Source organism: Novosphingobium sp. SG754 (assembly GCF_013149315.1).
Taxonomy (GTDB): Bacteria; Pseudomonadota; Alphaproteobacteria; order Sphingomonadales; family Sphingomonadaceae; genus Novosphingobium; species Novosphingobium capsulatum.
This window is the reverse complement of sequence record NZ_JABGCC010000009.1, coordinates 71,326-92,903: the sequence shown is the minus strand read 5'-3', so window position 1 is coordinate 92,903 and position 21,578 is coordinate 71,326. Positions and strand designations below refer to the sequence as shown.

Sequence of the window (21,578 nt, the reverse complement as noted above, 5' to 3'; positions counted from 1 at the left end):
ACCGCATGAACCTCCTCAAGGCGACCGGCACGATCGGCGGGCTTACCCTGGCCAGCCGCGTGCTTGGCCTGGTGCGCGACAGCCTGTTTGCCCGCTTTGTCGGCGCGGGCTTTGCCTCTGACGCGTTCCTTATTGCGTTTCGCCTGCCCAATCTGTTTCGGGCGCTGTTTGCCGAAGGGGCATTCTCCTCGGCGTTCATCCCGATGTTCAACAAGAAGGTGGGCGATCCTGCCGGCCAAGGGCTGCCCGATGGGCTGCGCTTTGCCGAAGAAGCGCTGGCGGTTCTGCTGCCGGTTCTGATCTTGATGACCGTGGCACTGGAAGTGCTGGCATGGCCAGTCACGCTGCTGCTGTCTGGCGGGTTCAACGGCGTTTCGTCCGAACAGTTCGCCTTTGCCGTGTCGCTCTCGCGGCTGACGATTCCCTATCTCATGCTGATCAGCCTGGTTTCGCTGCTGGGCGGGATTCTCAATTCGCTGCACAAGTTCTGGGTCAACGCGGCCGCGCCGATCCTGCTCAACATCACTCAGATCGTGGCGCTGTTCGGGTTCCACAATAGCGATCCGCTACTGACCGCGCGCAACCAGGCGATTGCAGTGTCGGTTTCGGGCGCATTGCAACTCGCCTGGCTCTACTGGTCGTGCCGGCAAAATGGGATCAGCCTGCGTTTGCGCCGACCGCGTCTGAACCCTGACGTGAAGGCCTTCCTCGCGCTGATCTGGCCGGCTGCGGCCGGGGCCGGGGCGGTGCAGATCAACCTGGTCATTTCCACCGCGCTGGCGGCCAAGCTGCTGGCGCATGGCAGCGTGACCTATATCTACATGGCCGATCGGCTGAACCAGTTGCCACTCGGGCTGATCGGAATTGGCTTGGGCACGGTGCTGTTGCCGACGATCTCGCGCCAACTCGGCGCGGGCGAGGACGCCGCGGCGCAGGAAACCCAGAACCGCGGCATGGAACTGGCCCTGCTGCTGACGCTGCCGGCGACCATGGCGCTGGTGCTGTGCGGCGAACCGATCGCCGCCGCGCTGTTCGGCTATGGCCGCTATACCGCCGCCGATACCCACTTTACCGCGCAGGCCCTGGCTGCCTTTTCGATCGGCCTGCCCAGCTATATCCTGGTTAAAGTGCTGACCCCGGGCTTCTATGCGCGGCACGACACCAAGACGCCGGTGCGTTATGCCACGATCTCGATGGTGGTGAACCTGGTGGGCAACCTGGTGCTGATCGTGCCGTTGCAGCACATGGGGCCACCGCTGGCCACCGCGATCGCCTCGACCGTCAATGTCGGCATGCTTTATCATACGCTGCGCAAGCGGGGGCATTTCACCCCTGATGCGCAACTGCGCCGCCGCGCGCCGCGCCTGGCGCTGGCCGCCCTGGCCATGGGGCTGGTGCTGTGGGCCGGGCAGGGCGTGCTGATGCCGTATGTGCATGGCACCTGGGCCTTGCGCATCGGCGCGCTGGCCGTGCTGGTCATGGCCGGCATGGTCGTCTATGGCCTCGCCACCCTCGTTCTGGGGGCGTTCACGCGCGAAGACCTCGCGCTGCTCACCCGCCGCCGTCGCGCGGCACCCGCCAACAAATCGTAAGGCAAGACGTTCCATGCGTATCGTTTCCGGCATTCAGCCCACCGGCAATCTTCACCTCGGCAACTACCTGGGTGCGATTCGCAACTGGGTGGCGATGCAGGACGAATGGACCGCCAAGGGCGCGACCTGCCTCTATTTCCTGGCCGATCTGCACGCCATTTCCATGCCGCACGAACCGGCCCAGCTGGGTGCCAACACGCGCGAAATGGTGGCGGCCCTGGTATCGTGCGGGATCGATCCGGATCGCTCGATCCTGTTCAACCAGGCGCAGGTGCCGGCCCATGCCGAACTGCAATGGCTGCTCAATGGCACGGCGCGGATGGGCTGGCTCAACCGCATGACGCAGTGGAAGGACAAGGCGGGCAAGAACCGCGAAGGTGCCTCGGTGGCGCTGTTCACCTATCCTGTGCTCCAGGCGGCTGACGTGCTGTTGTACCAGGCCACCCACGTGCCGGTGGGCGAAGACCAGAAGCAGCACCTGGAACTGGCGCGCGACATCGCGCAGAAGTTCAACAACGACTTCGCCAGCGAAGACGCGCCCGTCTTCACGCTGCCCGATCCGATCATCCCGCCCGAAGCGGCGCGGATCATGAGCCTGCGCGATGGCACGGCCAAGATGAGCAAGTCCGATCCTTCGGACATGAGCCGGATCAACCTGGTCGATGATGCCGACACCATCATGCAGAAGGTGAAGAAGGCCAAGACCGATCCCGAGCCGCTGCCGAGCGAGGCGGCCGGGCTGGAAGGCCGGGCCGAGGCGCGCAACCTGGTGGGCATCTATGCCACGATGGCCGGCACCGATGTGGCGGGCGTGCTGGCGCAGTTCGGCGGCCAGGGCTTTGGCCAGTTCAAGCCGGCGCTGGGCGAACTGCTGGTAAGCAAGCTGGCGCCGATGGCCGAACGCTATCGCACGCTGCGCGAAGACCGCGCCGCGCTCGACGCGATCCTGGCGCGCGGCGCGGAAAAGGCGCGCAGCCTGGCGGTGCCGACGCTCGACGCGGCCTATGCCGCGCTCGGCCTGGTGCGCTGAACCACCACGCGGCCCAAGGCTGCCAGATGAACAGGGCGCTTCTCTCACGAGGGGCGCCCTTTCGTTCATCTCCCTGGATTTCGGAGCATTTCACCGCCCTGTGCGTTATTATTCAAGCTCCATTCAGCCCCTCGCAGGCATCATTTCGTCGTGCTAACACACGACCGGCGCCGGGGATTGGGGACACCGGTGCGCATAAGGAGTCGATAGTAATGACCAAGATGCTTCGGGCCGGCAAACTTGCCTTGCTGGCTGCTCCCCTTCTTCTGGCCTTGTCGGGTTGCGCCACCAATTTCGACGCCAAGGTTTCCCGCTTCCAGCGCGAACTGCCGGCCCCGGCCGGGCAGACCTTTGCCGTGGTGGCGGAAGATCCGCGCGACCAGGGTGGTCTCGAATTTTCGCAGTATGCCGGCCTGGTGGCCGCCAAGATGGCCAGCCTCGGCTATGTCCCGGGAGATCCGCAGACCTCTGACCTGGTGGTCAAGTTCGGCTATGGCGTGGACCAGGGCCGCGAGCATGTACGCTCGACCGGCGCCTATGACCCGTTCTGGGGTCCGTGGTATGGCCCCGGCTTCTATGGCCGCCCCTATGGCGGTTTCTGGGGCCGGCGCGGCTGGGGCTATGGCTGGTATGATCCGCTGTGGGGCCCGGGCTTTGGTGGCGTTGATGTGGTCACCGTCTATACCAGCGGCATCGACATGAAGATCGAGCGCCGCAGCGACGGCAAGCGCTTGTTCGAAGGCAAGGCCCAGGCGGCCTCCTCTTCCAACCGCCTGCCCTATCTGGTGCCCAACCTGGTGGACGCGATGTTCACCGATTTCCCCGGTCACAACGGGGAAACCGTGCGCATCTCGGTGGCGCCCGAAAAGAAGAAGTAAGGCGTGATCGCCGGCTGGTGTAACTGGCCGGCGTGATGCCCAGCGAAGACCCCGTGCCGGCAAAGGCGCGGGGTTTTTGCTTATGCGGCGCCGGCGCGTTCCTGCCGGTTCAATGCACCGGCGGATCGACCGGCGGGATGGCGGCGATCGGCGCGACGGGTTCGCCCGGTTCGCGCGGGGGGAGCGCGTTTTCGGGGACGTCTTCGATCTGCATGGCGGGGGTGGGCACCGCTTCGAGGTTGCGGACGGTCACCTCGATATCGCCGTTGCGCAGGACGAGATCGTTGAAGCTGGGCGGGGTGGAGCGGGTGCGCAGCGAGAGCGTGCCCGCCCCGATCATGCGCACTGGGCCATGCGGGGTGGGCCGGATCAGGTCGAACGCGTCGTGGACATGGCCCGAAAGCACCGCCATCACCTGGCGGCGGGCAAGTTCGGCCAGGGCCTTGTTACCATTGCGGGTCAGCGCTTTGCCGCGTGTGCCGGCTTCTACCAGTGGGTGGTGGCACGCCACGATCGCCCGCGTGCCGGCCGGCAGTGCATCGATGCGCGCCAGGCAATCGGCCAGGGCATGGTTGCCGACGTGGCCCTTGGACCAGTTGAAGCGCCACTGCGCGCGTGCGGTGGTCTTGAGCGGGACGATCGCCACGCCGGGCAAGTTGAGTGGCCGTTCCAGCACGTGTTCGATGGCGCGAAAGCGGCGGTAGGGATCGAAGAAACGCTCGATCGGATTGAAATAGGGCAGGTCGTGGTTGCCCACTTCGACTGTCACGGGCACGTCGAGCGCGCGAATCCATTCGCAGGCTGCGGCGAACTCGCGATGCCGGGCGCGCATCGTCAGGTCGCCGGTAATGGCCACGGCATCGGGCCGTTCCTGCGCCACGCAATCGACCAGCCAGGCCAAAGCCCGCGGGTCTTCCAGGCCGAAGTGGATATCGCTGATATGAAAGATGCGCGTCATGCCGGGCGGGTTCCTTGGGGCTGCCGGCCGGCTTTTCCCGCGCGGCGCTGCCCGGTCAAGAGGTCGCGGCCGCGCTGGCGAGGAATTCGACCGGCAGGGTGACGCAGCGGAAGGTTTCGCGCTGCGCGCCATCGCGGCGTTCGCCATCGATCATCAGCGCGATGGGTTCGTCGCTGGCGCAGGTTACGGCATCGGCCTGGCCCAGTTCTTCATGCGGACCCTGACGGAAATCGCGCTTGACCAGCATCGACACGCCATGGGCGGCGAGATCAGCCCAATCCTGCGCGTCATAGCCATCGAGCGTGAGTGTGCCATCGTCGGCGTCGATGCGCACGGCGCGATAGCCTTCGGGTTTGCCCAGGGTGGGTTCCTCCACACGCACGGCGGCGCCGCCGGCGGTGCTGCGCACGGCTTCGCCCAGGGCGCTGGCGATGCTTGACAGGTCCATGTCGCGCACACCCTCGCGCACATCGGCCCAGGTGGCGCCGGGGCCGGCAAGAACTTCGACCAAGGCATGGCCGGCCGATGTTTCGACCGCGTGGCGGCGCATCGCATGGAGTTCACCCCGGCCCAGCCGCGCCGCGATCGTGGGGGCATCGACATCGCCATGCAGGGACTTGGCCAGGAGATTCTGCGTGCCGCCCGGCAGGATCAGTACTCGCCCCGACCAGCCGTGCAGACGCGCAACCTGGGCATTGACCGTGCCATCGCCGGTGAAGATCGCCAGCGTGGCGACATTGGCCGCCTCCAGCGTGGCGCGGGTGGGCAGATCGTCGGCCGGGATACGCAGCACGCGCGAGGGCGCGTGGCCGCCTTCGGCCAGGGCAGCGGTGAGTGCGGCAACGGCAGCTTCGGAATTGCTGCCGCTCGCCGGATTGACGACAAGCCAGAGCGGAATGGTGGTCATGAGCAAAGGGTCCTCCCCCCGGCCAATGCGCCGGGCACCGCGCGGTTCCCCGCCATGGCCTTATGGTCAGACTCGGCCCGACAAGATCATCCAGGCGGAAAAGCCGTTCATCATGCTGTAGAGGCCATAGCCGATCGCGCCCCAGGCCCAGCCCTGCGCGGCGAGCAGCATGCCCGCCACCAGCATGAGGAACTCGATCAGCAGCGAAAAGCGCTGGTTCATTGTCTTGAGCAGCGGCGGCATCTGGCGCAGCAGCGGATGGTTGCTGGCCATCACCGCGCGGTTGAGCGCGAAGTTGACGATGCCCAGGACAAAGATGACGGCCACTGCCATTGCGCCGCGATAGTGCGCCTTTCTTGCCGCGGGGCAAAGGCTTTGCTGCGCAGTGACACGTAGGTTCAGACGAATCGAGCCGGCATCGCCGTCCGCCGGCCCGCGCGGTCAAGGCGTTGGTCGGCCCAAGGGCGGAACGGCCGTGTCGTTGGCCGGTGCTGCATGGCGGTTCGTCGGGGACGAGCGGCGCTGGTCGGGATGGGGCCGTGCCTGGTCGAGCAGGGCGCGCCGGGGCGGCAGGACTGGGTTAAACCACTGACATACCGCAAGACAGACAGCCCAACGGGCCAACAGACGCCCTGCGGGATGCCATAGAAACCCGACTGATCCATTCGATCCGCGCTTTTGTTCCACCACACAAAAGGAATCGACCCATGTTTGCCACCACCACTGCCTTCCGCCCCCTCGCTCTCTCGCTTGCCGCGCTGGGCGCCCTGTCGCTGGGCAGCATGCCTGCCGCCGCACAGACCACCGCCGCCGTATCGGCCGAGTCGAACGCCGACATGGGCATGACCGTGACTCGCGTGCCGGTGAAGCTGTCCGACCTTAACCTGATGACCGTGCAGGGCCGCGCCGTGGCCGATCGCCGGGTGCGCGCTGCCGCGCGCCAGGCCTGCGGCATCGGTATCGGCAAGGTCACGCTCGACCAGGCGCAGGACCAGCGCAATTGCTTCAGCGTGGCGACGCGCCAGGGCAAGGTTCAGGTTGCGCTGGCCCGCGAGCAGGTTCTCGCCGCGCGCTGAGCAGTTCGCCGCATCCATGAATTTGCGCGAACGAAACCGTTTTGGCTCCATTCATCAAACAACGTCCAGACAAGAGCTTGCCGCACGCGCAGTCCCCCGTGCGGTTGGCGGGGCAGGGTCGCCGTTTCCACCGGCGATCCTGCCCCGAATACTGTCAGGCCCGTTCCTTGGACTTTGCGGCCGGCGCTTGTTCCCCACGATCATGATCGGCGTTTTCGGCCCGTGCCGGCGCATCGATTTCTTCCCGCCGGCGCCAGGCAAGATCTGCCGGGCCAAGCGGGCGGCCATCATGCGCGCGCAGCACGATCGGCGCGATCGGCTGGCCATCGCGGGCATCACACAGCACCGGGTTGCAGGAAATGCCCGCGCCCCACTTTTCCCCCCACTGGCGCAGCGCCAGCATCGCCGGCAGCAGGTCAAAGCCCTTGGGCGTCAACCGATATTCCACGCGCCGGCGATCGTCGCAGCAGGGAATGCGGGCGAGAATGCCATGATCGACCAGCCGCGACAGGCGGTTGGACAGGATGTTGCGGGCAATGCCCAGTTGCGAGAGAAATTCCTCGAAATGCGAGATGCCGGTGAATGCGGCCCGCAGGATCATGAAGGACCAGCGCTCGCCCATCACCTCCAACGCCACGGGGAGGCTGCACTGGGCAATATCGGCCAGAGGCTCTTGCAATTTTTCCATCACGCATCGGTCATAGCGCATAATGTGGCGGAATTTAAGCGATGTGCGACAGGAAGTGGCACAACGCGACAGAGGACGCCCCAGAACGCGCGCCATCCGGTTGTTCCGCCCCCGCCCGCACCCCATATTGCGCGGTAAAGGAGATCCCATCCATGACCGACAAGCTGAACCTGACCGAGGCGGAATGGCGCGAACGCCTGAGCCCGGAGCAGTATCACGTCCTGCGCCAGGCCGGGACCGAGCGCGCGTTCACCGGCAAGTACGACAAGAACAAGGCGCGGGGCGACTATACCTGCGCGGGCTGCGGGCAACCGCTGTTCACCTCTGCCACCAAGTTTGACAGCGGCTGCGGTTGGCCCAGCTTTACTCACCCGGTTGACGAAACCTCGGTTGAAGAACTGCGCGACACCTCGCACGGGATGATTCGCACCGAGGTGCGCTGCGCCCGCTGCGAAGGGCATCTGGGCCACGTGTTTCCCGATGGCCCGGCGCCCACCGGGCTGCGCTATTGCATGAACTCTGCCGCGCTCGACTTCACGCCGGAAGAATGATGCGCAAGGCGGCGTGGACAGATTCCGCAGTGCCACGGCTGGAAGCAAAAACCGCCAGTTCAAGGAGGCGAGGAAGCGTAATATCGGGAATATTGCGCGACGAGCCGACGCGGAAATGGCGGTTTTTGGTCCAGCCCCGAAGGGGTTGCCCTGCAAGAGGCCCTGGCAGCGTTGCTCCGCCTTGAAAGAGGCCCACTCTTCCTGCGGCCTCACGCCTCGCTAGGGTCTCTTGCAGGGCAACCGTGGCATTGCGGAATCTGTCCACGCCGCCTAGGGATCGAGCCAAGGCGCCGGGTTGCCTGTTTCATTAACCCTGCGTTACGGATCGCCCGTGCAAGGGCGGCCCTTGGCTCGCAATCACGGCGCGCTCCTGCGCCTTCGAGGAAACCGGTAACCACTAATGGCCAGACGGGACGTTCCGCGCCGCGGACAAGACGGCGATGACCCCGCGCAGCGCAGCCGCGCACCTTCCATGATCGGACGATGGCTGCGCCGCCTGCTGGTGTGGGGCACGGGCCTGGCGCTGCTGGTTGCGCTGGGCATTACCGGCGCGGTGCTGGTCACCGCCCGTTCGCTGCCCAGCTATGACAAGCTCAAGTCCAGCCAGGCCGGCCAGATGATCGTGGTGCGGGCCAACGACGGTTCGGAAATCGTCACGCTCGGGCCCAGCTACGGCAAGTGGATTCCCTATAATCGCATCCCCCAGCCGATGAAGGATGCGCTGGTTTCGGTGGAAGACCGCCGGTTCCGTGAACACTGGGGCGTGGACCCGGTGGGCATCGTCCGCTCTTTGATGGTGCGCGCGCAAAGCGGGCACTGGCGCCAAGGTGGCTCCACCATCACGCAGCAGCTGGCGCGCAATATCTTCCTCAACAACAGCCGCACGTTCGACCGCAAGATTCGCGAGGCGATCCTGTCGCTGGCCCTGGAAAGCAAGTTTTCCAAGGACCAAATCCTCGAACTCTATCTCAACAAGGTCTATTTCGGCGGCGGCGCCTATGGCGTGGATTCGGCCGCGCGCAAGTTCTTCGGCCATTCGGGCGAGCAGCTTTCGCTGGGCGAGGCGGCGATCATCGCTGGCCTGGTGAAGGCGCCATCGCACTATTCCCCGACGGCAGACGCCCAGGCCGCGGTCGATCGCGCCAAGGTGGTGCTGGAAACCATGGTCGATGCTGGCACGCTGACGCCGGCCCAGGCGGGCGCAGTCGATCTCAAGGCCGTGCATCTCGCGGCCGAGCAGGGCCAGAATTCGGCCCGCTATTTCACCGACTGGGTGCTGCCGCAGCTTGACGTGCTGGTGCCCGACAACGATCAGCCGATCGAAGTGTGGACCACGCTCGATCCCGTGGCGCAGCGCGCCGCCACCGATGCCATCAGCTCGCAAGTGCCCAAGGGCGCGCAGGGCGCGATGGTCAGCGTCGACCGCGATGGCGCGGTCCTGGCGATGGTGGGCGGCACTGACTATGTCACCTCGAACTACAACCGTGCCACCAATGCCGTGCGCCAGCCCGGTTCGGCGTGGAAACTTTTCGTTTATCTTGCGGCACTGGAGCGGGGCTATCGCCCTGAAGACCGCGTGGTGGACGAGCCGGTGACGATCGACGGATGGAGCCCGCGCAATTCGGGCGGCAGCTACGCCGGGCAGATCGACGTGCGCACCGCGTTTGCCTATTCCAAGAACACCGTGGCGGCGCAGCTGGGCAACGAAGTGGGCTTCAGCGCCGTGGCCAACATGGCCCGCCGCTTTGGCATTACCACGCCGATCAATACGATGCCTTCGATGGTGCTGGGCACCAGCGACGTGCGCGTGATCGACATGGTGCGCGCCTTTGCCTCGGTCGAGGCGAAGGGCCGGCTGGTAACGCCCTATGGCATTCGCAAGGTGACCACCACCGACGGTGAAGTGCTTTACAGCCACCGTCCCGATGCGCAGCAGCAGCTGGTGCCCGATTACGTGGCGGCAGAGATCACCGATCTGTTGCAGACGGCGGTGAACATCGGCACGGGCCGCGCGGCGCAGATCGGCCGCCCCGTGGCGGGCAAGACCGGCACCACCAGTTCCAACAAGGATGGCTGGTTCCTGGGCTTTTCCAGCGGGATCACCACGGGCGTGTGGATGGGCCGCGACGATGCCCATCCCGTCCCCGGCCTGCAGGGCGGGACCGCGCCGGCGCGCGCCTTTGCCGCCTATATGCGCGTGGCCACGGCCAAGCGCCCGGTCGAGCAGTTCGACAACCAGCTCAAGCTGCCCGAATGGCAGCTGGAGCCCGATGACGAGGCGATGCTCAACAACCCCAACGACTATTACTATACCGACGAAAACGGCAATACGGTCAACGGCCAGCAGGGTGATGGGCTGGAAGGTGGCCAGAGCGGCGCTCCCAACGGCGGGCCGCAGGGCCGCACGCCCGACGATGCCATTCCGGTGGACCAGGATGGCCTGGGCACTGGCCCGGCAGCGCCGGCGCGCCAGGGCCCGCGCAATGCGCCAGCGGCGGCGAGCGACGATCTGCTCGATCGCGCCACTGGCCGCACCCGCCAGACGCCCAGGCCAGCCCAGCCGGCAGTGCCCCGGCCGCCGGCCACCAAGCCGCCGCCAGATCGTCGGGCGCAGGATTGGCAGGGCTATTGAAACCTGTGACAGCATGAAAATGCCACCGGGGCGCGAACCATTCGCGCCCCGGTTCGTTTGTGCCCCATGATCGGCGGCCTTGCTGGCTGCCGCAGATGGAGGTTGAGCGATGAGCATATTCCATTGGGCCGCCGCCGCAGTGGCGGGCTACGTCATCTATCGCAGCGTCCGCAACAAGGACGGCGAGAGCGCCGCGCCGGCCGCGTTTGCCCATGGCGAAACGCCGGGCGACAATTTTGCCAAGGTGCGTTCGGCCGGGGTGGAGGGCATGCGCTCTGATCCGCCGAAGTGGGACAAGCAGGACCAGGTGGTGGATGAAAGCTTTCCGGCCAGCGACCCGGCAGCCAACTATTGATGGCGTGCTGACGGCAGGGTGAGGGCGCTGCGTGCGCCCCACTCTTCACAAACAAAAAGGCCGGCATCCCGCGTGGGGATGCCGGCCTTTTTATGCTTGCCTAAGCGGCCTGGCGATCAGCGCAGGCGGATCGGCAGATAGATCGCCGGCTGGCCGGCGCGCTGCACGCGCAGGAGCACGGCCTCGCGGTTTTCGGCCTTGGCCTGGCGCACCACGGCTTCCAGATCGGCGACGGTCGCAAGCATGCGATAGTTGGCCGAGAGGATGATGTCGCGGCGCTGCAGGCCCTTGGCCCCAGCGTCAGACGAGCTGTCCACCCCGGTGACGACAACGCCTCGCGTGTCTTCGCTCACGCCCAGCTGACGGGCGATCTGCGGGGTCAGCGGCACGGCACCGATACCCAGCGACTTTTGCAGCGCGCCCGTTGCCTGAGCCTGCTTCTGCTGCTGCTGGCCATCGCTGTTGTCGCCCAGGCCGTTGTCGTCCTGCTGGTCCTGGTCGAAGCTCTGGTTGGCGAGCTCTTCCTCGGTCGGGCGCTTGCCGACCACGGCATTGACGGTCATCGGCTTGCCGTTGCGCACCAGGTCGATCGCCACGGTCTTGCCCGGGGCGGTGTTGGCAACGATGAACGACAGCGTCTGGTCGGGCTTGACTTCCTTGCCATCGACGCGGGTGACCACGTCGCCCGCCTGGATGCCGGCCTTGGCCGCGCCAGCGCCCGGTTCGACCGACTGGATGAATTCGCCGCGGTTCTTGGGCAGGCCCAGCGAGGCGGCAAGATCATCGTTGATCGGCTGGATGCGCACGCCCAGATAGCCACGCTCGATCGCCTGGCCGTTCTTGAGCTTTTCCACGATCGGCGCGGCGATTTCGGCGGGAATGGCAAAGCCGATGCCGACGCTGCCGCCGGTGGGCGAATAGATCGCGTTGTTGATGCCGATCACGTTGCCGGCCATGTCGAACATCGGCCCGCCCGAGTTGCCGCGGTTGATCGAGGCGTCGGTCTGGAGATAGCGGTCATAGGCGCTGCCCGAGCCGGTGGCGCGATAGACGGCCGAGATGATCCCCTGCGTCACCGTGCCGCCCAGGCCAAACGGGTTGCCGATGGCGATGACCCAGTCGCCCACGCGGGCCTTGCGCGAATCCCCGAACTTGACGAACGGGAACGGCTTGTTGCCGGTGATCTTGAGCACGGCGAGATCGGATGCGGCATCCTTGCCAACCAGCTTGGCGGGATATTCGGTGCCATCGGGCGTGGTGACCGAGATGGATTCCACTTCACCCTGGCCATCGGCGGTGATCACGTGGTTGTTGGTGACCACATAGCCATCGGCCGAAATGATGAAGCCCGAACCGAGCGACTGCGCCTCGCGCGTGCTGCCGCCACCCTGGCCGCCCTGGCCACCGCCGAACAGATCGCCAAACGGCGTGCCGGCAAAGGGGTTGTTGTTCTGGACCTTGACCCGCTGGCGCGTGGAGATGTTGACCACGGCGGGCTGGAGCTGGGCCGTCAGATCGGCGAAGCTGGACGGCGCACCCTGGCGCGGGGTGATCGCCTGAATCTGCGAACTGTCATTCTGCGCTACCTGGGCGCCGGCCGGAAAGCCCGTTGCCAGCGTGAGCGCGCTGCCGGCGAGAAGCAGTGCCGTAGTCACTCCATAAGCGTATCGCACGAGGGTTGATCCTTTATTCGCTTGTTGCTTGACGCGGCGTGAGGGAAAACCGCGCCCGATCCGGGAGCCGTTTCACGCTTCGTCGCATGAACGGACTTTGAATGGAACAGGTTCCGATCAGTCGCCCTTGAAACGCTTCAGATAGCGGTTGTCGGGCGAAAGGATGATGCTGGTATTGCTGCCTTTCTGGGTGAAAGTGTAGTCATAGCTCTGCATGGCACGGTAAAAGTCATAGAATTCAGGATCCTTGCCAAAGCTGGCCGCATAAATACGGGCTGCTTCCGCTTCGGCCTGGGCGCGAATGATCTGCGCATTCTTTTGCCCTTGGGCGGCAATCGTGGCCGCTTCCTGCGCGCGCGCGGTGGCCATGCGGGCAAAGGCGGATTCCAGCGGCGTACCATCGGGCAGGTCGGCGCGCTTGATCCGCACGTCGATCACCTGAGCGCCGTATTCGCGCGCCTCGCGATCGAGCCCCTCGCGGATGCGGGCCATGGCCTGGCCGCGTTCGGGGGTGAGCAGCGAGGCAAAGGTGCGCTTGCCCAGTTCCTGGCGCAGCACCGAATTGAGGATCGGCTGCAGCTGCTGTGCCACGCGGTCGACCGTGCCGGCGGTCTCGTACATCTTGATCGGATCGATCACGCGAAAGCGGGCATAGGCATCCACTTCCAGCCGGCGCTGATCGAGCGAGGTGACCTGCTGGCGTTCCATATCGACATCGAGCACGCGACGATCGATGCGCACTGCCTGTTCGAGGAACGGAATGCGCCAGACCAGGCCGGCCCCGGTGCGGCCGAAATCGGCATTGGGGGCATAGCGGTTGATCACGCGCACCGGCTGGCCGAGCCGGACGATCACCACCTGTTCGGTTTCAGGCACGGCGATCACGCACATCATGACCAGCACCGCCAGCGCGACCAGCCCGGCGATGATGCGCTGGTTGAGCGAGATAAACGGCTGCATCAGCGTTGCCCCCCCTGGCGGTTGTCATCGGGCGGCGGCGGAGACTGGCGCAAGGCGGGAAGCGGCAGATAGGGCACCGTACCTGGTGCTTCCACGATCACCTTGTCGGTCTGGCCCAGAACGCGCTCCATCGTTTCATAATACATGCGCCGCTTGGTCACTTCCGGGGCCAGCTTGTACTGTTCATAGACCTTGTCGAACGCGGCAGCTTCGCCCTGGGCGGCGGCCAGCTTCTTTTGCGCCCAGCCTTGTGCTTCGTTCACATCGCCCTGCGCCTTCTGCTGCGCGGCCAGCACTTCCTTGAACGCATCGACGACTTTGGCGGGCGGATCGATCTTGGTGATTTCCACGCCCTGGATCTTGACCCCGGAGCGATAGGCATCGAGCACGCGCTGCATCTTGTCGCGCACGCTCTGCTCGATCGTGGCGCGGCCGGTGCCCATCGCGTCATTGAAGTTCACTTCGGCGATGGCGGCGCGCATCGATGCCTCGGCCACTTCGCGCACGGTCTGGTCCGGGTCGGCCAGCTGGAAAGTGTAGAGCTTGAGATCCTTGATGTTCCAGCGCACCAGATAGTTGAGGTTGACCAGGTTCTGGTCACCGGTGAGCATCAGGCGCTCGCCATCGCCTTCGGGAATGGTTTCGCGCTGGATCGAGGTGACATCGCGCGTATCGACCGACTGGATCGGCCAGGGCAGCGTGAACGAGACGCCAGGGCCAAGCGTGCGCGAATAGGAGCCGAACGTGGTGACCACGCCCTGTTCCTGCGGGGCGAGGCGATGCATGCTCGATCCGCCCAGCCAGAGCAGGACGACGGCGGCAATGCCGATCGGCCACCACGATTTGCCATCGGGCCGCTGCGGCAGGCGCAGGTTGGGGCCATGGCCACCGAGCAGCGGGCCGGTCGGGCCGCCATTGCCGCCACGGCCGCCGCCGTTCTTCCCGCCACCTTTGCCGGCGCGGGCCCGAAAGATGTCTTCTATGCTGGGCGGACGGCGCGGGTCTCCGGCTGGTGGCAGCCAGGGATTGCGTGGGGCATCTCCGCCAGGGGCCTTGCTGCCTGTGCCCTTTGCCGGCTTGGCATTGTCATCGTTGGGCGTGTCGCTGCTGGCGCCTTGCGAGCCAGGTTCGGCGTTGCTGTCCGCAGCGCCCGGTTCCTGGCTGGGCTCGCTGCCGCCGGGTTCGTTGCCCGCGCCCCATGGGCTTTTGCGGTCCGTCATGACCGGGATTCCGAAAAGGGCGCGAGTGGGCGCAAGGCCAGTCCACGAAAAGCAGTCATGACCAGTCTTATAGGAAGGGATCGCGTGAAAAACAGTGTCTCGTTCCCAAAATTCGTCTGCTAGGGGGCAATAACACGCCCCCGGGTTGCCGGGACAGATGTGCCAAGGGACGGCCCGGGAAACGGGCGAGCAACAGGAACCAAGCAGTGACGATCGATGAAGCGGCCGTGCGCCAGGCCATTGCCGATGCCGTGGGTGGCGAAAGGCTTCAGGTGGTGCGGGTCACCGGCACGAGCGCGACGGCAGTGATCGATGCCGGCGGGCTGGACAGCGCCGCGCGCGCCGCGCTGGAACAGGTGGCCAAGGCTGCGGGCCTGGCGGCCGGGCTCGACGAGCTGCGCGTGGCGCTGACTGCGGAAAAGCGCAGCCGGCGCATTCTCGCGGTGGGTTCGGGCAAGGGCGGGGTGGGCAAGTCCACGCTGTCGGCCAACCTGGCCGTGGCACTCGCGCGGCTGGGCCGCAAGGTCGGCCTGGTCGATGCTGATATCTATGGCCCGTCGCAGCCGCGCCTGCTCGGCACCGAGGGGCGCAAGCCCGAGGCGCGCGACAAGACGATGATCCCGATCCCCAGCCCGTGGGGCGTGCCGATGCTGTCGATGGGGCATCTGGTGCAGCCGGGGCAGGCGATTGCCTGGCGTGGGCCGATGGCCGGTAGCGCGCTGGGCCAGCTGATCGAGGCCGATTGGGGCGATACCGAAATCCTGGTGGTCGACCTGCCGCCGGGCACGGGCGATATCCAGTTGACCATGCTGCAGAAATACAAGCCGGCTGGGGCGGTGATCGTATCCACCCCGCAAGACCTGGCCTTGATCGACGCCACCCGCGCGATCGGCCTGTTCGACCAGGGCAAAGTGCCGGTGCTGGGCCTGGTCGAGAACATGGCCGGATATCTGTGCCCGCATTGCGGCCAGGTGAGCGATCCGTTTGGCCATGGCGGTGCGGAAGTGACCGCGCGCGAACTGGGCCTGCCGTTCCTGGGCCGGGTGCCGCTCGATATCGCGATCCGCCAGAAGAGCGACGCGGGCGAGCCGCCGGCCGCTGGCGAAGGGCCGCAGGCGCAGGCGTTCATGGGGCTGGCGCGCGCCGTCCTGGCGGCGCTGGACCAGACGGCCTGATCGGCCCGCAATGGCCCTGCCACCAGCCCTTAACAGGCTGAAACCGACGCGACGCGGCGTGTTGATCGGTGCCGGGGCAGGGGGCGCCTTGATCGCCGCCTTTGCCCTGGTGCCGCGCCACTATGCCGCGCCGCTGGTGGCCGGCAAGGGCGAGCGGGTGGCCAATGCGTTCCTCAAGCTGGCGCGTGATGGCACGCTGACCGTGGCCGTGCCGGCCTGCGAGATGGGCCAGGGCGTGACCACGCTGCTGGCACAGATCGTGGCGGTGGAACTGGGCGCCGATTGGGCGCAGGTGGCGGTAGAACCGGCGCCGCTCAGCCCCGCCTATGCCGATGCCGTGCTGGCGGCGCACTGGGCGCCGCTGTGGCTGCCTACCTGGCTGCCGATCCTGCCCGATATGATGGCCGATCCCGCCAATGGCCTGACTCGCCTCAAGGCCGAGCGCGGGCCGATGATGCTGACTGTGGCGGGCACCGGCTTGGCCATGTTCGAACAACCCCTGCGCGAGGCGGCGGCGGCGCTGCGCGCGCAGCTGATCGCGGCGGCGGCGGCCCAGTGGGGCGTGGCTGCCGACAGCCTCGATACGCGCGGCCATGCCGTGATCGAGCGGCGTGCCGACCAGCAGGGCCGGCGCCTGCCCTTTGCCCGGCTGATCGATGCCGCGCTCGATCGCGATCCACCCCACGATGTGCCGTTGCGCGCTAGCCCGGCGCAAGAGGCGCCGGCGCGGTTTCCCGCTGGCAGCCGCCCGGCGTTTCCCCGGCTCGACCTGCCGGCCAAGGTGGATGGCAGCTTTGTCTTTGCCGCCGACGTGCGCCTGCCCGGCATGGTCCACGCCGCCATCGCGCATGGGCCGCAGGGCGGTTGCGTGCTGTCTTCGTGGGATGCCCAGGCTGCCGCGCGCGTGCCGGGATGCCTGGGGGTGGTTCATGCCAAGGGCTGGCTGGCGGCGATCGGGGTCACCTGGCACGCTGCCGATCGCGCCGTGGCGGCGATGGAGCCGCGCTTTCGGCCGCGCGGCCCGGTCGCTGATAGCAATGCCATCGATGCCGCGCTCGATCAGGGGCTGGCCAAGGGCAAGCCAGTGCGCCTGTGGGGGCAGGGCGATCCCACCGCGCTGCTGGAAAAGCCCAGCCTGTCTGCCCGCTATGACATCGAGGTGGCGCTCCATGCGCCGCTGGAGCCGGCCACCTGCACCGCGCGGCTCGAGCATGGCCGGCTGGAACTGTGGCTCGTGACCCAGGCGCCCGAGGCGGCGCGGCGCGAAGGGGCGCGGGCAGCGGGCCTGTCAGAGGCAGACGTGGTGGTCTATCCCATGGCGGCCGGTGGCAGCTTTGACACGCGGCTCGATGGCCGAATCGCCGGAGAGGCTGCCGCCCTGGCGCGGGCCACGGGCAAGCCGGTGCAACTGACCTGGTCGCGCTGGCAGGAATCGCTCGCCGGGCTGCCCCGCGCGCCGGTTGCCGGGCTGCTGGAAGCCGGGATGAGCCCCGACAAGCAACAGCTGCTGGGCTGGCGCAGCCGCATTGCCACGCCTGCCTCGCTGCGCGAGACGGCGGCCCGCGTGCTCGACGGCGAAGGCGCGCAAAGCGCGCGGCGCTGGCAAGACAGCGCCGATCCGCTGGCGCTGGAAGGGGCCATGCCGCCCTATGCCATTCCCGAATGCGCGGTGCAGCATGTGCCGGTGGCGCTGCCGCTGGCCACAGCGCGGATGCGTGGCGGCGGCGCGGCCATTACCGCGTTCCTGACCGAAAGCTTCATCGACGAATGCGCCCATTTTGGCGGTAGCGAGCCGCTGGCTTTCCGCATGGCCATGCTGGGCGGGCAGCCGCGCCTGGCCGCCTGCCTGCAGGGCGTGGCGCATCTGGCGATGTGGGGTGGCGGGGCCGATGCCTCGGGCCAGGGCATTGCCTGCCATGCGCTGACGCTGGCCGCGCCGGAAGGGCCGCGCCACGGCTATATCGCCGTGGTCGCCACCGCGCGGCAGGTGGATGGCGCGATCCGGGTGGAAGCCTTGAGCGCATGCGTCGATATCGGCCGGGTGATCAATACCGACCTGGCGCGCCAGCAGATCGAGGGCGGCCTGTTTTTTGGCCTCGGCCTGGCGGTGGGCGGCAGCACCGGCTATGCCGCCGGACGGCCGCTGGCGGGGCATTTTAGCCAGTTGGGCTTGCCGCTGCTGGCCGATTGCCCCAAGGTCGAGATTGTCTTTGTCGAGAGCAGCGCCCAGCCGTTCGACCCCGGCGAACTGGGGGTGGTGGCGGTGGCGCCGGCCATCGCCAATGCGCTGTTTTCCGCAACCGGGCTGCGGTTGCGCCGCCTCCCCCTCCTGTCTGAAGGCGTTTGATGACCCCTGCTGCCCCAATCCATGCCTGCCCCGCCCATCTTCCGGCCGATCATCCGCCGGTGGCAACCGGGCGTATCGGGGTGCTGCTGGTGAACCTGGGGACGCCGGACGCACCCGACACGGCCTCGGTGCGGCGCTATCTCAAGGAATTCCTGTCGGACAAGCGCGTGGTGGAAATCCCCGCGCTGCTGTGGCAGCCGATCCTGCGCGGGATCATCCTGCGCACGCGGCCCAAGAAATCGGCCCATGCCTATGCCCAGGTCTGGGGCCCGGAAGGATCCCCCCTGGCTGCGATCACCGCTGGCCAGGCACGCGCGCTGCAGGCGCGGCTGGGCGACGGCGTGATCGTGCGCCATGCCATGCGCTATCAGAGCCCGGCCATGGCCACGCAGCTCGATGCGCTGCTGGCTGCCGGGTGCGAACGCATCCTGGTGGCGCCGCTCTATCCGCACTATTCCGGCGCCACCACGGCCAGCGCGCTCGATGCCCTGGCCGACTGGATCAAGCAGCGCCGCCGCCTGCCGGCGCTGCGCACGCTGCCGCCCTATCACGATGATGACGTGGCGATTGCCGCGCTGCATGCCGACATGGTGCGCCAGATCGCCACGCTGGCGTTCGTGCCCGATGTGCTGCTGCTGAGCTATCACGGCATGCCCGAGCGCACGCTGCATCTGGGCGATCCCTATCACTGCCACTGCCGCAAGACCTCGCGCCTGCTGGCGGATGCCTTTGCCCAGAGCCATCCTGGCATGGCGGTGATGACCAGCTTCCAGTCGCGCTTTGGCCGGGCCAAGTGGCTGGAACCGGCAACCGACACCACGCTGGTGGAACTGGCTACGGGCGGCACCCGCAAGGTGGCGATCGCGGCGCCGGGCTTTTCCGCCGATTGCCTGGAAACGCTCGAAGAACTGGCGCTGCGCGGCAAGGAGGATTTCCTGGCCGCCGGGGGCACCGATTTTGCGGCGCTCACCTGCCTCAATACCTCGCAACACGGCATGGATCTGCTCGAAGCCCTGGTGCGGCGCGAACTGGCTGGTTGGATCGCCGTGCAGGCGTAAGCTGGCCGTGCGCGTCAGCCCGCCGCTGCGGGCGATTTGACACGCCCGCCAGACATGGCATGTTCCCGGACAGCCGTGCTGCAATGCCGAAACGGGGGTTTCGGGGGCAGCGCGGGTGAACGGGCCAGAACCGGCAACAGGTTCGGCCCGATGGAGAGAGCATGCTGACATCGGCGATTCCTGCACAAGCCCATGATTCCCCTGCCGTGCCGCTGCCCGTGGCGGGCGCTGATCCGACACTGGCCGCGCCACCGCTTGAGCCTGACATTCCGGTAAGCCGCGTGACGGCCTGGCAAGATGACGCGGCCCTGCTGCTGCGCGAGCGTGCCAACCTGGGGCCGGTGTTTCGCCGGGGCGAGCGGGTGATCCTGCTTGATGCGGCGCACAACCACCTGGTGCTTGCCGATGATGGCACGCGGTTCGTGCCACTGGCGCGCCAAGCCGATCTGCCAGTTGACTTGGCAATGCTGGAGCGCGCGCTGGGGGCGGAGCTGGGCCGCTGGCGCGCTGGCACGGTGCGGTTTCAGTCGGCCATGGCGATGACCCTGGCGCGTGCGCTGGTGCCGGCTGTCACGGGCCTGGCCTATGGTTCCGGCCCGGCCGAGCGGCTGGCCAATGCGCTGGGCACGCTCGACGATGGGCGTAGCCTGCTGCGCCGGGCCATGCCGCGCGGCCTGCCGTCCTCGCCCATGGGTGCGCGCAAGGCACTGGCCCAGGGCTTGCACCAGGCCGGCTGCACCGCGCCCGGGCTGCTCGATGCCGTGCAGGCCAGCCATGCCACGGCGCTGCGCGTGCTGGGCACCCTGGTGCGCCATCTGGCCGACACGCCGGACTGGCAGGACACCCTGCGCGCCGAAGTGCGCAGCGCCTATCGCCCCGCAGCGGGCACCGGCGCAGCACCCGAAACGCTGGAACTGGTGGACATGGCCACGAACGAGGCGCTGCGCCTGATGCCCGGACCACTGCTGGTGGAGCGCCGGGTGGCAGCAGATGTCATGGTAGGCGAGCACCGGCTTGAGGCCGGCACGCTGGTGGCGATCAGCCCGGCGCTGACCCACGCCGATCCGGGGCTGTGGCCCGAGCCGCAGCGATTCGATCCGCTGCGCTTTGCCGCACCCCGCGCGGTGGCGCGTGCCCCCGGTGCCTGGATTGCGCAAGATACGCTGCCTGGCGGCGCCGGGCCGGCGGTGCTGGCGGCGGCGCGGCTGGGCATTGCCCATCTGCTCGATCGCTTTGTTCTGGCTCCGGCGGGCGAAGGCGGCAAGGTCTTGCTGCGCCATGCGGATTGAGGTGGAGGGGCTTGCCCGCTATGGCGGGCGGGCGAATCGCAAGTACGCATGGCCGGGGCCGGGCGTTTGACTGCCACGGGGCGGCCGGACGCATGGCAAAGGCGCAACGCGCGCCTTGACGATTCGTCCACAGCCCGGTAAGGGCGCCGCTTTCCGGCGGGCTTGCCCGCCTTGTCGAACGACTACGTCGAGCAAGCTACCAGGACATTTCCCGGTCTGCCCCATCGGGGTGGCCCGCCAGAGGACGAAACAGGACAGACATGGCCAATACGCCGCAAGCCCGCAAGCGCATCCGTCGCAACGAACGCCGCGCCGAAATCAACGGCAACCGTCTTTCGCGCATCCGCACCTTCGTGAAGAAGGTGGAATCCGCGATCGCTGGCGGCGACAAGGCCGTGGCGGCAGAAGCCCTGCAGGCTGCCCAGCCGGAACTGGCCCGTGGCGTTGCCCGTGGCGTGGTCCACAAGAACACCGCAGCCCGCAAGCTGTCGCGTCTGAGCAAGCGAGTCGCTGCGCTCTGATTCGGCGCTGGGGTATTCCTTTTTCCTGAAGGAATACGCTGCGTACAAATACGGCTTTGGCCGGCGTGATGAACGCCGGCCATTTTCGTCTGCGGCTTATGCGACGGTTCGATGACACGGCCATTTCGGCAAGTGTCGGATTCGTGGCGATTCGCGCGTTCTCTGATTTGCTAATAGCTATAAATTCAATGACTTGGCGATTTGTCGCGTAGTTGTTGAGTCAAGGCTAATTATTTCAGAAATTTTGCGCTCCATGGGCTTGCACAGCCCCCGCAGTGGCTCATAGACAGAGACCACGCCGCGCGCTGGCCGCTTTGCTGTGATGCAGAACGACCGGTGTGTGGTGTCACGGAACATCGCTCAAAACGGCATCCGCCGTGCCCATTGCGGCATCGGCGGACGGGTAAGCTGTGTCTGCGGGCGTGGTTGGTCGGTCTTTGTCCGAAAAGCCGCGTTGGGCGGACACGCTCGCCTTTGTCGGGCGTCCGCAATTCGGGGGTATCTGGCCGCAGGCCTGGAAATTTAGGTGGGACGGCGAAGCGTGAAGATGGATCATTTCGGCGGTGCGAGCGGCGGTGCAGGTGGCACGGCCGCGCTCGGTTCCCAAGGTGGCAATTCCCGAGGGTTGGCAGGTTCCCAGGCTGGAACCGCTGCCCTTGCAACAACCA

General features: G+C 66.9%; 19 protein-coding genes. 12 read left to right on the top strand and 7 right to left on the bottom strand.

Annotation, left to right across the window (positions count from 1 at the left end):
• Window positions 1–5 precede the first annotated feature (5 nt).
• From murJ to FHW97_RS18675, 3 genes are all read left to right on the top strand, one after another.
• Window positions 6–1,592 carry a murein biosynthesis integral membrane protein MurJ gene (gene murJ / locus FHW97_RS18685; RefSeq protein WP_054132481.1) on the top strand — a complete coding sequence of 529 codons (1,587 nt, stop codon included), beginning with the start codon at window positions 6–8 and terminating at the stop codon, window positions 1,590–1,592.
• Window positions 1,593–1,605: 13 nt separating this feature from the next.
• Window positions 1,606–2,622, top strand: a complete 1,017-nt coding sequence (gene trpS, locus FHW97_RS18680) for a tryptophan--tRNA ligase (RefSeq protein ID WP_168353059.1) — start codon at window positions 1,606–1,608, stop codon at window positions 2,620–2,622.
• A 212-nt stretch (window positions 2,623–2,834) separates the two neighbouring features.
• Window positions 2,835–3,500, top strand: a complete 666-nt coding sequence (locus tag FHW97_RS18675; protein WP_107718117.1) for a DUF4136 domain-containing protein — start codon at window positions 2,835–2,837, stop codon at window positions 3,498–3,500.
• Between the two features lie 109 nt (window positions 3,501–3,609).
• Here FHW97_RS18675 and FHW97_RS18670 read toward each other — a convergent pair whose 3' ends face one another.
• The 3 genes from FHW97_RS18670 to FHW97_RS18660 all read right to left on the bottom strand — a co-directional run bounded on the left by FHW97_RS18670 (window position 3,610) and on the right by FHW97_RS18660 (window position 5,698).
• Complete coding sequence (locus FHW97_RS18670) at window positions 3,610–4,458, bottom strand: metallophosphoesterase (RefSeq protein ID WP_168353058.1); 849 nt, start codon at window positions 4,456–4,458, stop codon at window positions 3,610–3,612.
• 55 nt (window positions 4,459–4,513) lie between these two features.
• Window positions 4,514–5,365 carry a diacylglycerol kinase family protein gene (locus FHW97_RS18665; protein WP_168353057.1) on the bottom strand — a complete coding sequence of 284 codons (852 nt, stop codon included), beginning with the start codon at window positions 5,363–5,365 and terminating at the stop codon, window positions 4,514–4,516.
• Window positions 5,366–5,431: 66 nt separating this feature from the next.
• The gene (locus FHW97_RS18660; protein WP_022675922.1) at window positions 5,432–5,698 is read right to left on the bottom strand and encodes a hypothetical protein; all 267 of its coding nucleotides are present in this window, start codon (window positions 5,696–5,698) and stop codon (window positions 5,432–5,434) included.
• A 374-nt stretch (window positions 5,699–6,072) separates the two neighbouring features.
• Here FHW97_RS18660 and FHW97_RS18655 point away from each other — a divergent pair, with 374 nt between their 5' ends.
• Window positions 6,073–6,441 (top strand): UrcA family protein, encoded by a 369-nt coding sequence (locus FHW97_RS18655; RefSeq protein WP_168353056.1) that lies wholly within the window; start codon window positions 6,073–6,075, stop codon window positions 6,439–6,441.
• A 154-nt stretch (window positions 6,442–6,595) separates the two neighbouring features.
• On the opposite strand, the gene FHW97_RS18650 is transcribed toward FHW97_RS18655, so the two are convergent.
• Window positions 6,596–7,129, bottom strand: coding sequence for a helix-turn-helix domain-containing protein (locus FHW97_RS18650; RefSeq protein ID WP_062788046.1), 534 nt, complete (start codon window positions 7,127–7,129; stop codon window positions 6,596–6,598).
• Between the two features lie 152 nt (window positions 7,130–7,281).
• Between FHW97_RS18650 and msrB the strand changes: the two genes are divergently transcribed.
• The 3 genes from msrB to FHW97_RS18635 all read left to right on the top strand — a co-directional run bounded on the left by msrB (window position 7,282) and on the right by FHW97_RS18635 (window position 10,667).
• Entirely contained in the window at window positions 7,282–7,680 is a 399-nt protein-coding gene (gene msrB / locus FHW97_RS18645; RefSeq protein WP_054132475.1) for a peptide-methionine (R)-S-oxide reductase MsrB, read from the top strand.
• A 472-nt stretch (window positions 7,681–8,152) separates the two neighbouring features.
• Window positions 8,153–10,312, top strand: a complete 2,160-nt coding sequence (locus FHW97_RS18640) for a transglycosylase domain-containing protein (protein WP_231627769.1) — start codon at window positions 8,153–8,155, stop codon at window positions 10,310–10,312.
• A gap of 109 nt (window positions 10,313–10,421) precedes the next feature.
• Entirely contained in the window at window positions 10,422–10,667 is a 246-nt protein-coding gene (locus FHW97_RS18635) for a hypothetical protein (RefSeq protein ID WP_022677497.1), read from the top strand.
• Window positions 10,668–10,783: 116 nt separating this feature from the next.
• Here FHW97_RS18635 and FHW97_RS18630 read toward each other — a convergent pair whose 3' ends face one another.
• From FHW97_RS18630 to hflK, 3 genes are all read right to left on the bottom strand, one after another.
• Window positions 10,784–12,340 (bottom strand): Do family serine endopeptidase, encoded by a 1,557-nt coding sequence (locus FHW97_RS18630; protein WP_028658191.1) that lies wholly within the window; start codon window positions 12,338–12,340, stop codon window positions 10,784–10,786.
• Between the two features lie 117 nt (window positions 12,341–12,457).
• Entirely contained in the window at window positions 12,458–13,300 is an 843-nt protein-coding gene (gene hflC, locus FHW97_RS18625) for a protease modulator HflC (RefSeq protein ID WP_168353054.1), read from the bottom strand.
• Window positions 13,300–14,520 carry a protease modulator HflK gene (gene hflK / locus FHW97_RS18620; protein ID WP_168353053.1) on the bottom strand — a complete coding sequence of 407 codons (1,221 nt, stop codon included), beginning with the start codon at window positions 14,518–14,520 and terminating at the stop codon, window positions 13,300–13,302. Before hflK ends, hflC begins: the two co-directional genes overlap by 1 nt.
• A 206-nt stretch (window positions 14,521–14,726) precedes the next feature.
• Here hflK and FHW97_RS18615 point away from each other — a divergent pair, with 206 nt between their 5' ends.
• The 5 genes from FHW97_RS18615 (at window position 14,727) to rpsT (ending at window position 20,910) form a co-directional block, all read left to right on the top strand.
• The gene (locus FHW97_RS18615) at window positions 14,727–15,695 is read left to right on the top strand and encodes an Mrp/NBP35 family ATP-binding protein (protein ID WP_168353052.1); all 969 of its coding nucleotides are present in this window, start codon (window positions 14,727–14,729) and stop codon (window positions 15,693–15,695) included.
• A 58-nt stretch (window positions 15,696–15,753) separates the two neighbouring features.
• Complete coding sequence (locus FHW97_RS18610) at window positions 15,754–18,042, top strand: molybdopterin cofactor-binding domain-containing protein (RefSeq protein WP_370526625.1); 2,289 nt, start codon at window positions 15,754–15,756, stop codon at window positions 18,040–18,042.
• The gene (hemH, locus tag FHW97_RS18605) at window positions 18,042–19,100 is read left to right on the top strand and encodes a ferrochelatase (RefSeq protein ID WP_168353050.1); all 1,059 of its coding nucleotides are present in this window, start codon (window positions 18,042–18,044) and stop codon (window positions 19,098–19,100) included. Before FHW97_RS18610 ends, hemH begins: the two co-directional genes overlap by 1 nt.
• 161 nt (window positions 19,101–19,261) lie before the next feature.
• Complete coding sequence (locus FHW97_RS18600; RefSeq protein WP_168353049.1) at window positions 19,262–20,389, top strand: cytochrome P450; 1,128 nt, start codon at window positions 19,262–19,264, stop codon at window positions 20,387–20,389.
• A 260-nt stretch (window positions 20,390–20,649) separates the two neighbouring features.
• Window positions 20,650–20,910 carry a 30S ribosomal protein S20 gene (gene rpsT, locus FHW97_RS18595; protein WP_022675888.1) on the top strand — a complete coding sequence of 87 codons (261 nt, stop codon included), beginning with the start codon at window positions 20,650–20,652 and terminating at the stop codon, window positions 20,908–20,910.
• Window positions 20,911–21,578: the final 668 nt, after the last annotated feature.

Excerpts from the sequence above, each read along its gene's own strand:
- murJ (WP_054132481.1), top strand. The coding sequence starts at position 6 with ATGAACCTCCTCAAGGCGACCGGCACGATCGGCGGGCTTACCCTGGCC.
- FHW97_RS18640 (WP_231627769.1), top strand. The coding sequence starts at position 8,153 with ATGATCGGACGATGGCTGCGCCGCCTGCTGGTGTGGGGCACGGGCCTG.
- hemH (WP_168353050.1), top strand. The coding sequence starts at position 18,042 with ATGACCCCTGCTGCCCCAATCCATGCCTGCCCCGCCCATCTTCCGGCC.
- hflC (WP_168353054.1), bottom strand. The coding sequence starts at position 13,300 with ATGCAGCCGTTTATCTCGCTCAACCAGCGCATCATCGCCGGGCTGGTC.
- FHW97_RS18665 (WP_168353057.1), bottom strand. The coding sequence starts at position 5,365 with ATGACCACCATTCCGCTCTGGCTTGTCGTCAATCCGGCGAGCGGCAGC.
- hflK (WP_168353053.1), bottom strand. The coding sequence starts at position 14,520 with ATGACGGACCGCAAAAGCCCATGGGGCGCGGGCAACGAACCCGGCGGC.
- rpsT (WP_022675888.1), top strand. The coding sequence starts at position 20,650 with ATGGCCAATACGCCGCAAGCCCGCAAGCGCATCCGTCGCAACGAACGC.
- FHW97_RS18660 (WP_022675922.1), bottom strand. The coding sequence starts at position 5,698 with ATGGCAGTGGCCGTCATCTTTGTCCTGGGCATCGTCAACTTCGCGCTC.
- FHW97_RS18650 (WP_062788046.1), bottom strand. The coding sequence starts at position 7,129 with ATGGAAAAATTGCAAGAGCCTCTGGCCGATATTGCCCAGTGCAGCCTC.
- trpS (WP_168353059.1), top strand. The coding sequence starts at position 1,606 with ATGCGTATCGTTTCCGGCATTCAGCCCACCGGCAATCTTCACCTCGGC.
- FHW97_RS18600 (WP_168353049.1), top strand. The coding sequence starts at position 19,262 with ATGCTGACATCGGCGATTCCTGCACAAGCCCATGATTCCCCTGCCGTG.
- FHW97_RS18675 (WP_107718117.1), top strand. The coding sequence starts at position 2,835 with ATGACCAAGATGCTTCGGGCCGGCAAACTTGCCTTGCTGGCTGCTCCC.
- FHW97_RS18635 (WP_022677497.1), top strand. The coding sequence starts at position 10,422 with ATGAGCATATTCCATTGGGCCGCCGCCGCAGTGGCGGGCTACGTCATC.
- msrB (WP_054132475.1), top strand. The coding sequence starts at position 7,282 with ATGACCGACAAGCTGAACCTGACCGAGGCGGAATGGCGCGAACGCCTG.
- FHW97_RS18670 (WP_168353058.1), bottom strand. The coding sequence starts at position 4,458 with ATGACGCGCATCTTTCATATCAGCGATATCCACTTCGGCCTGGAAGAC.
- FHW97_RS18655 (WP_168353056.1), top strand. The coding sequence starts at position 6,073 with ATGTTTGCCACCACCACTGCCTTCCGCCCCCTCGCTCTCTCGCTTGCC.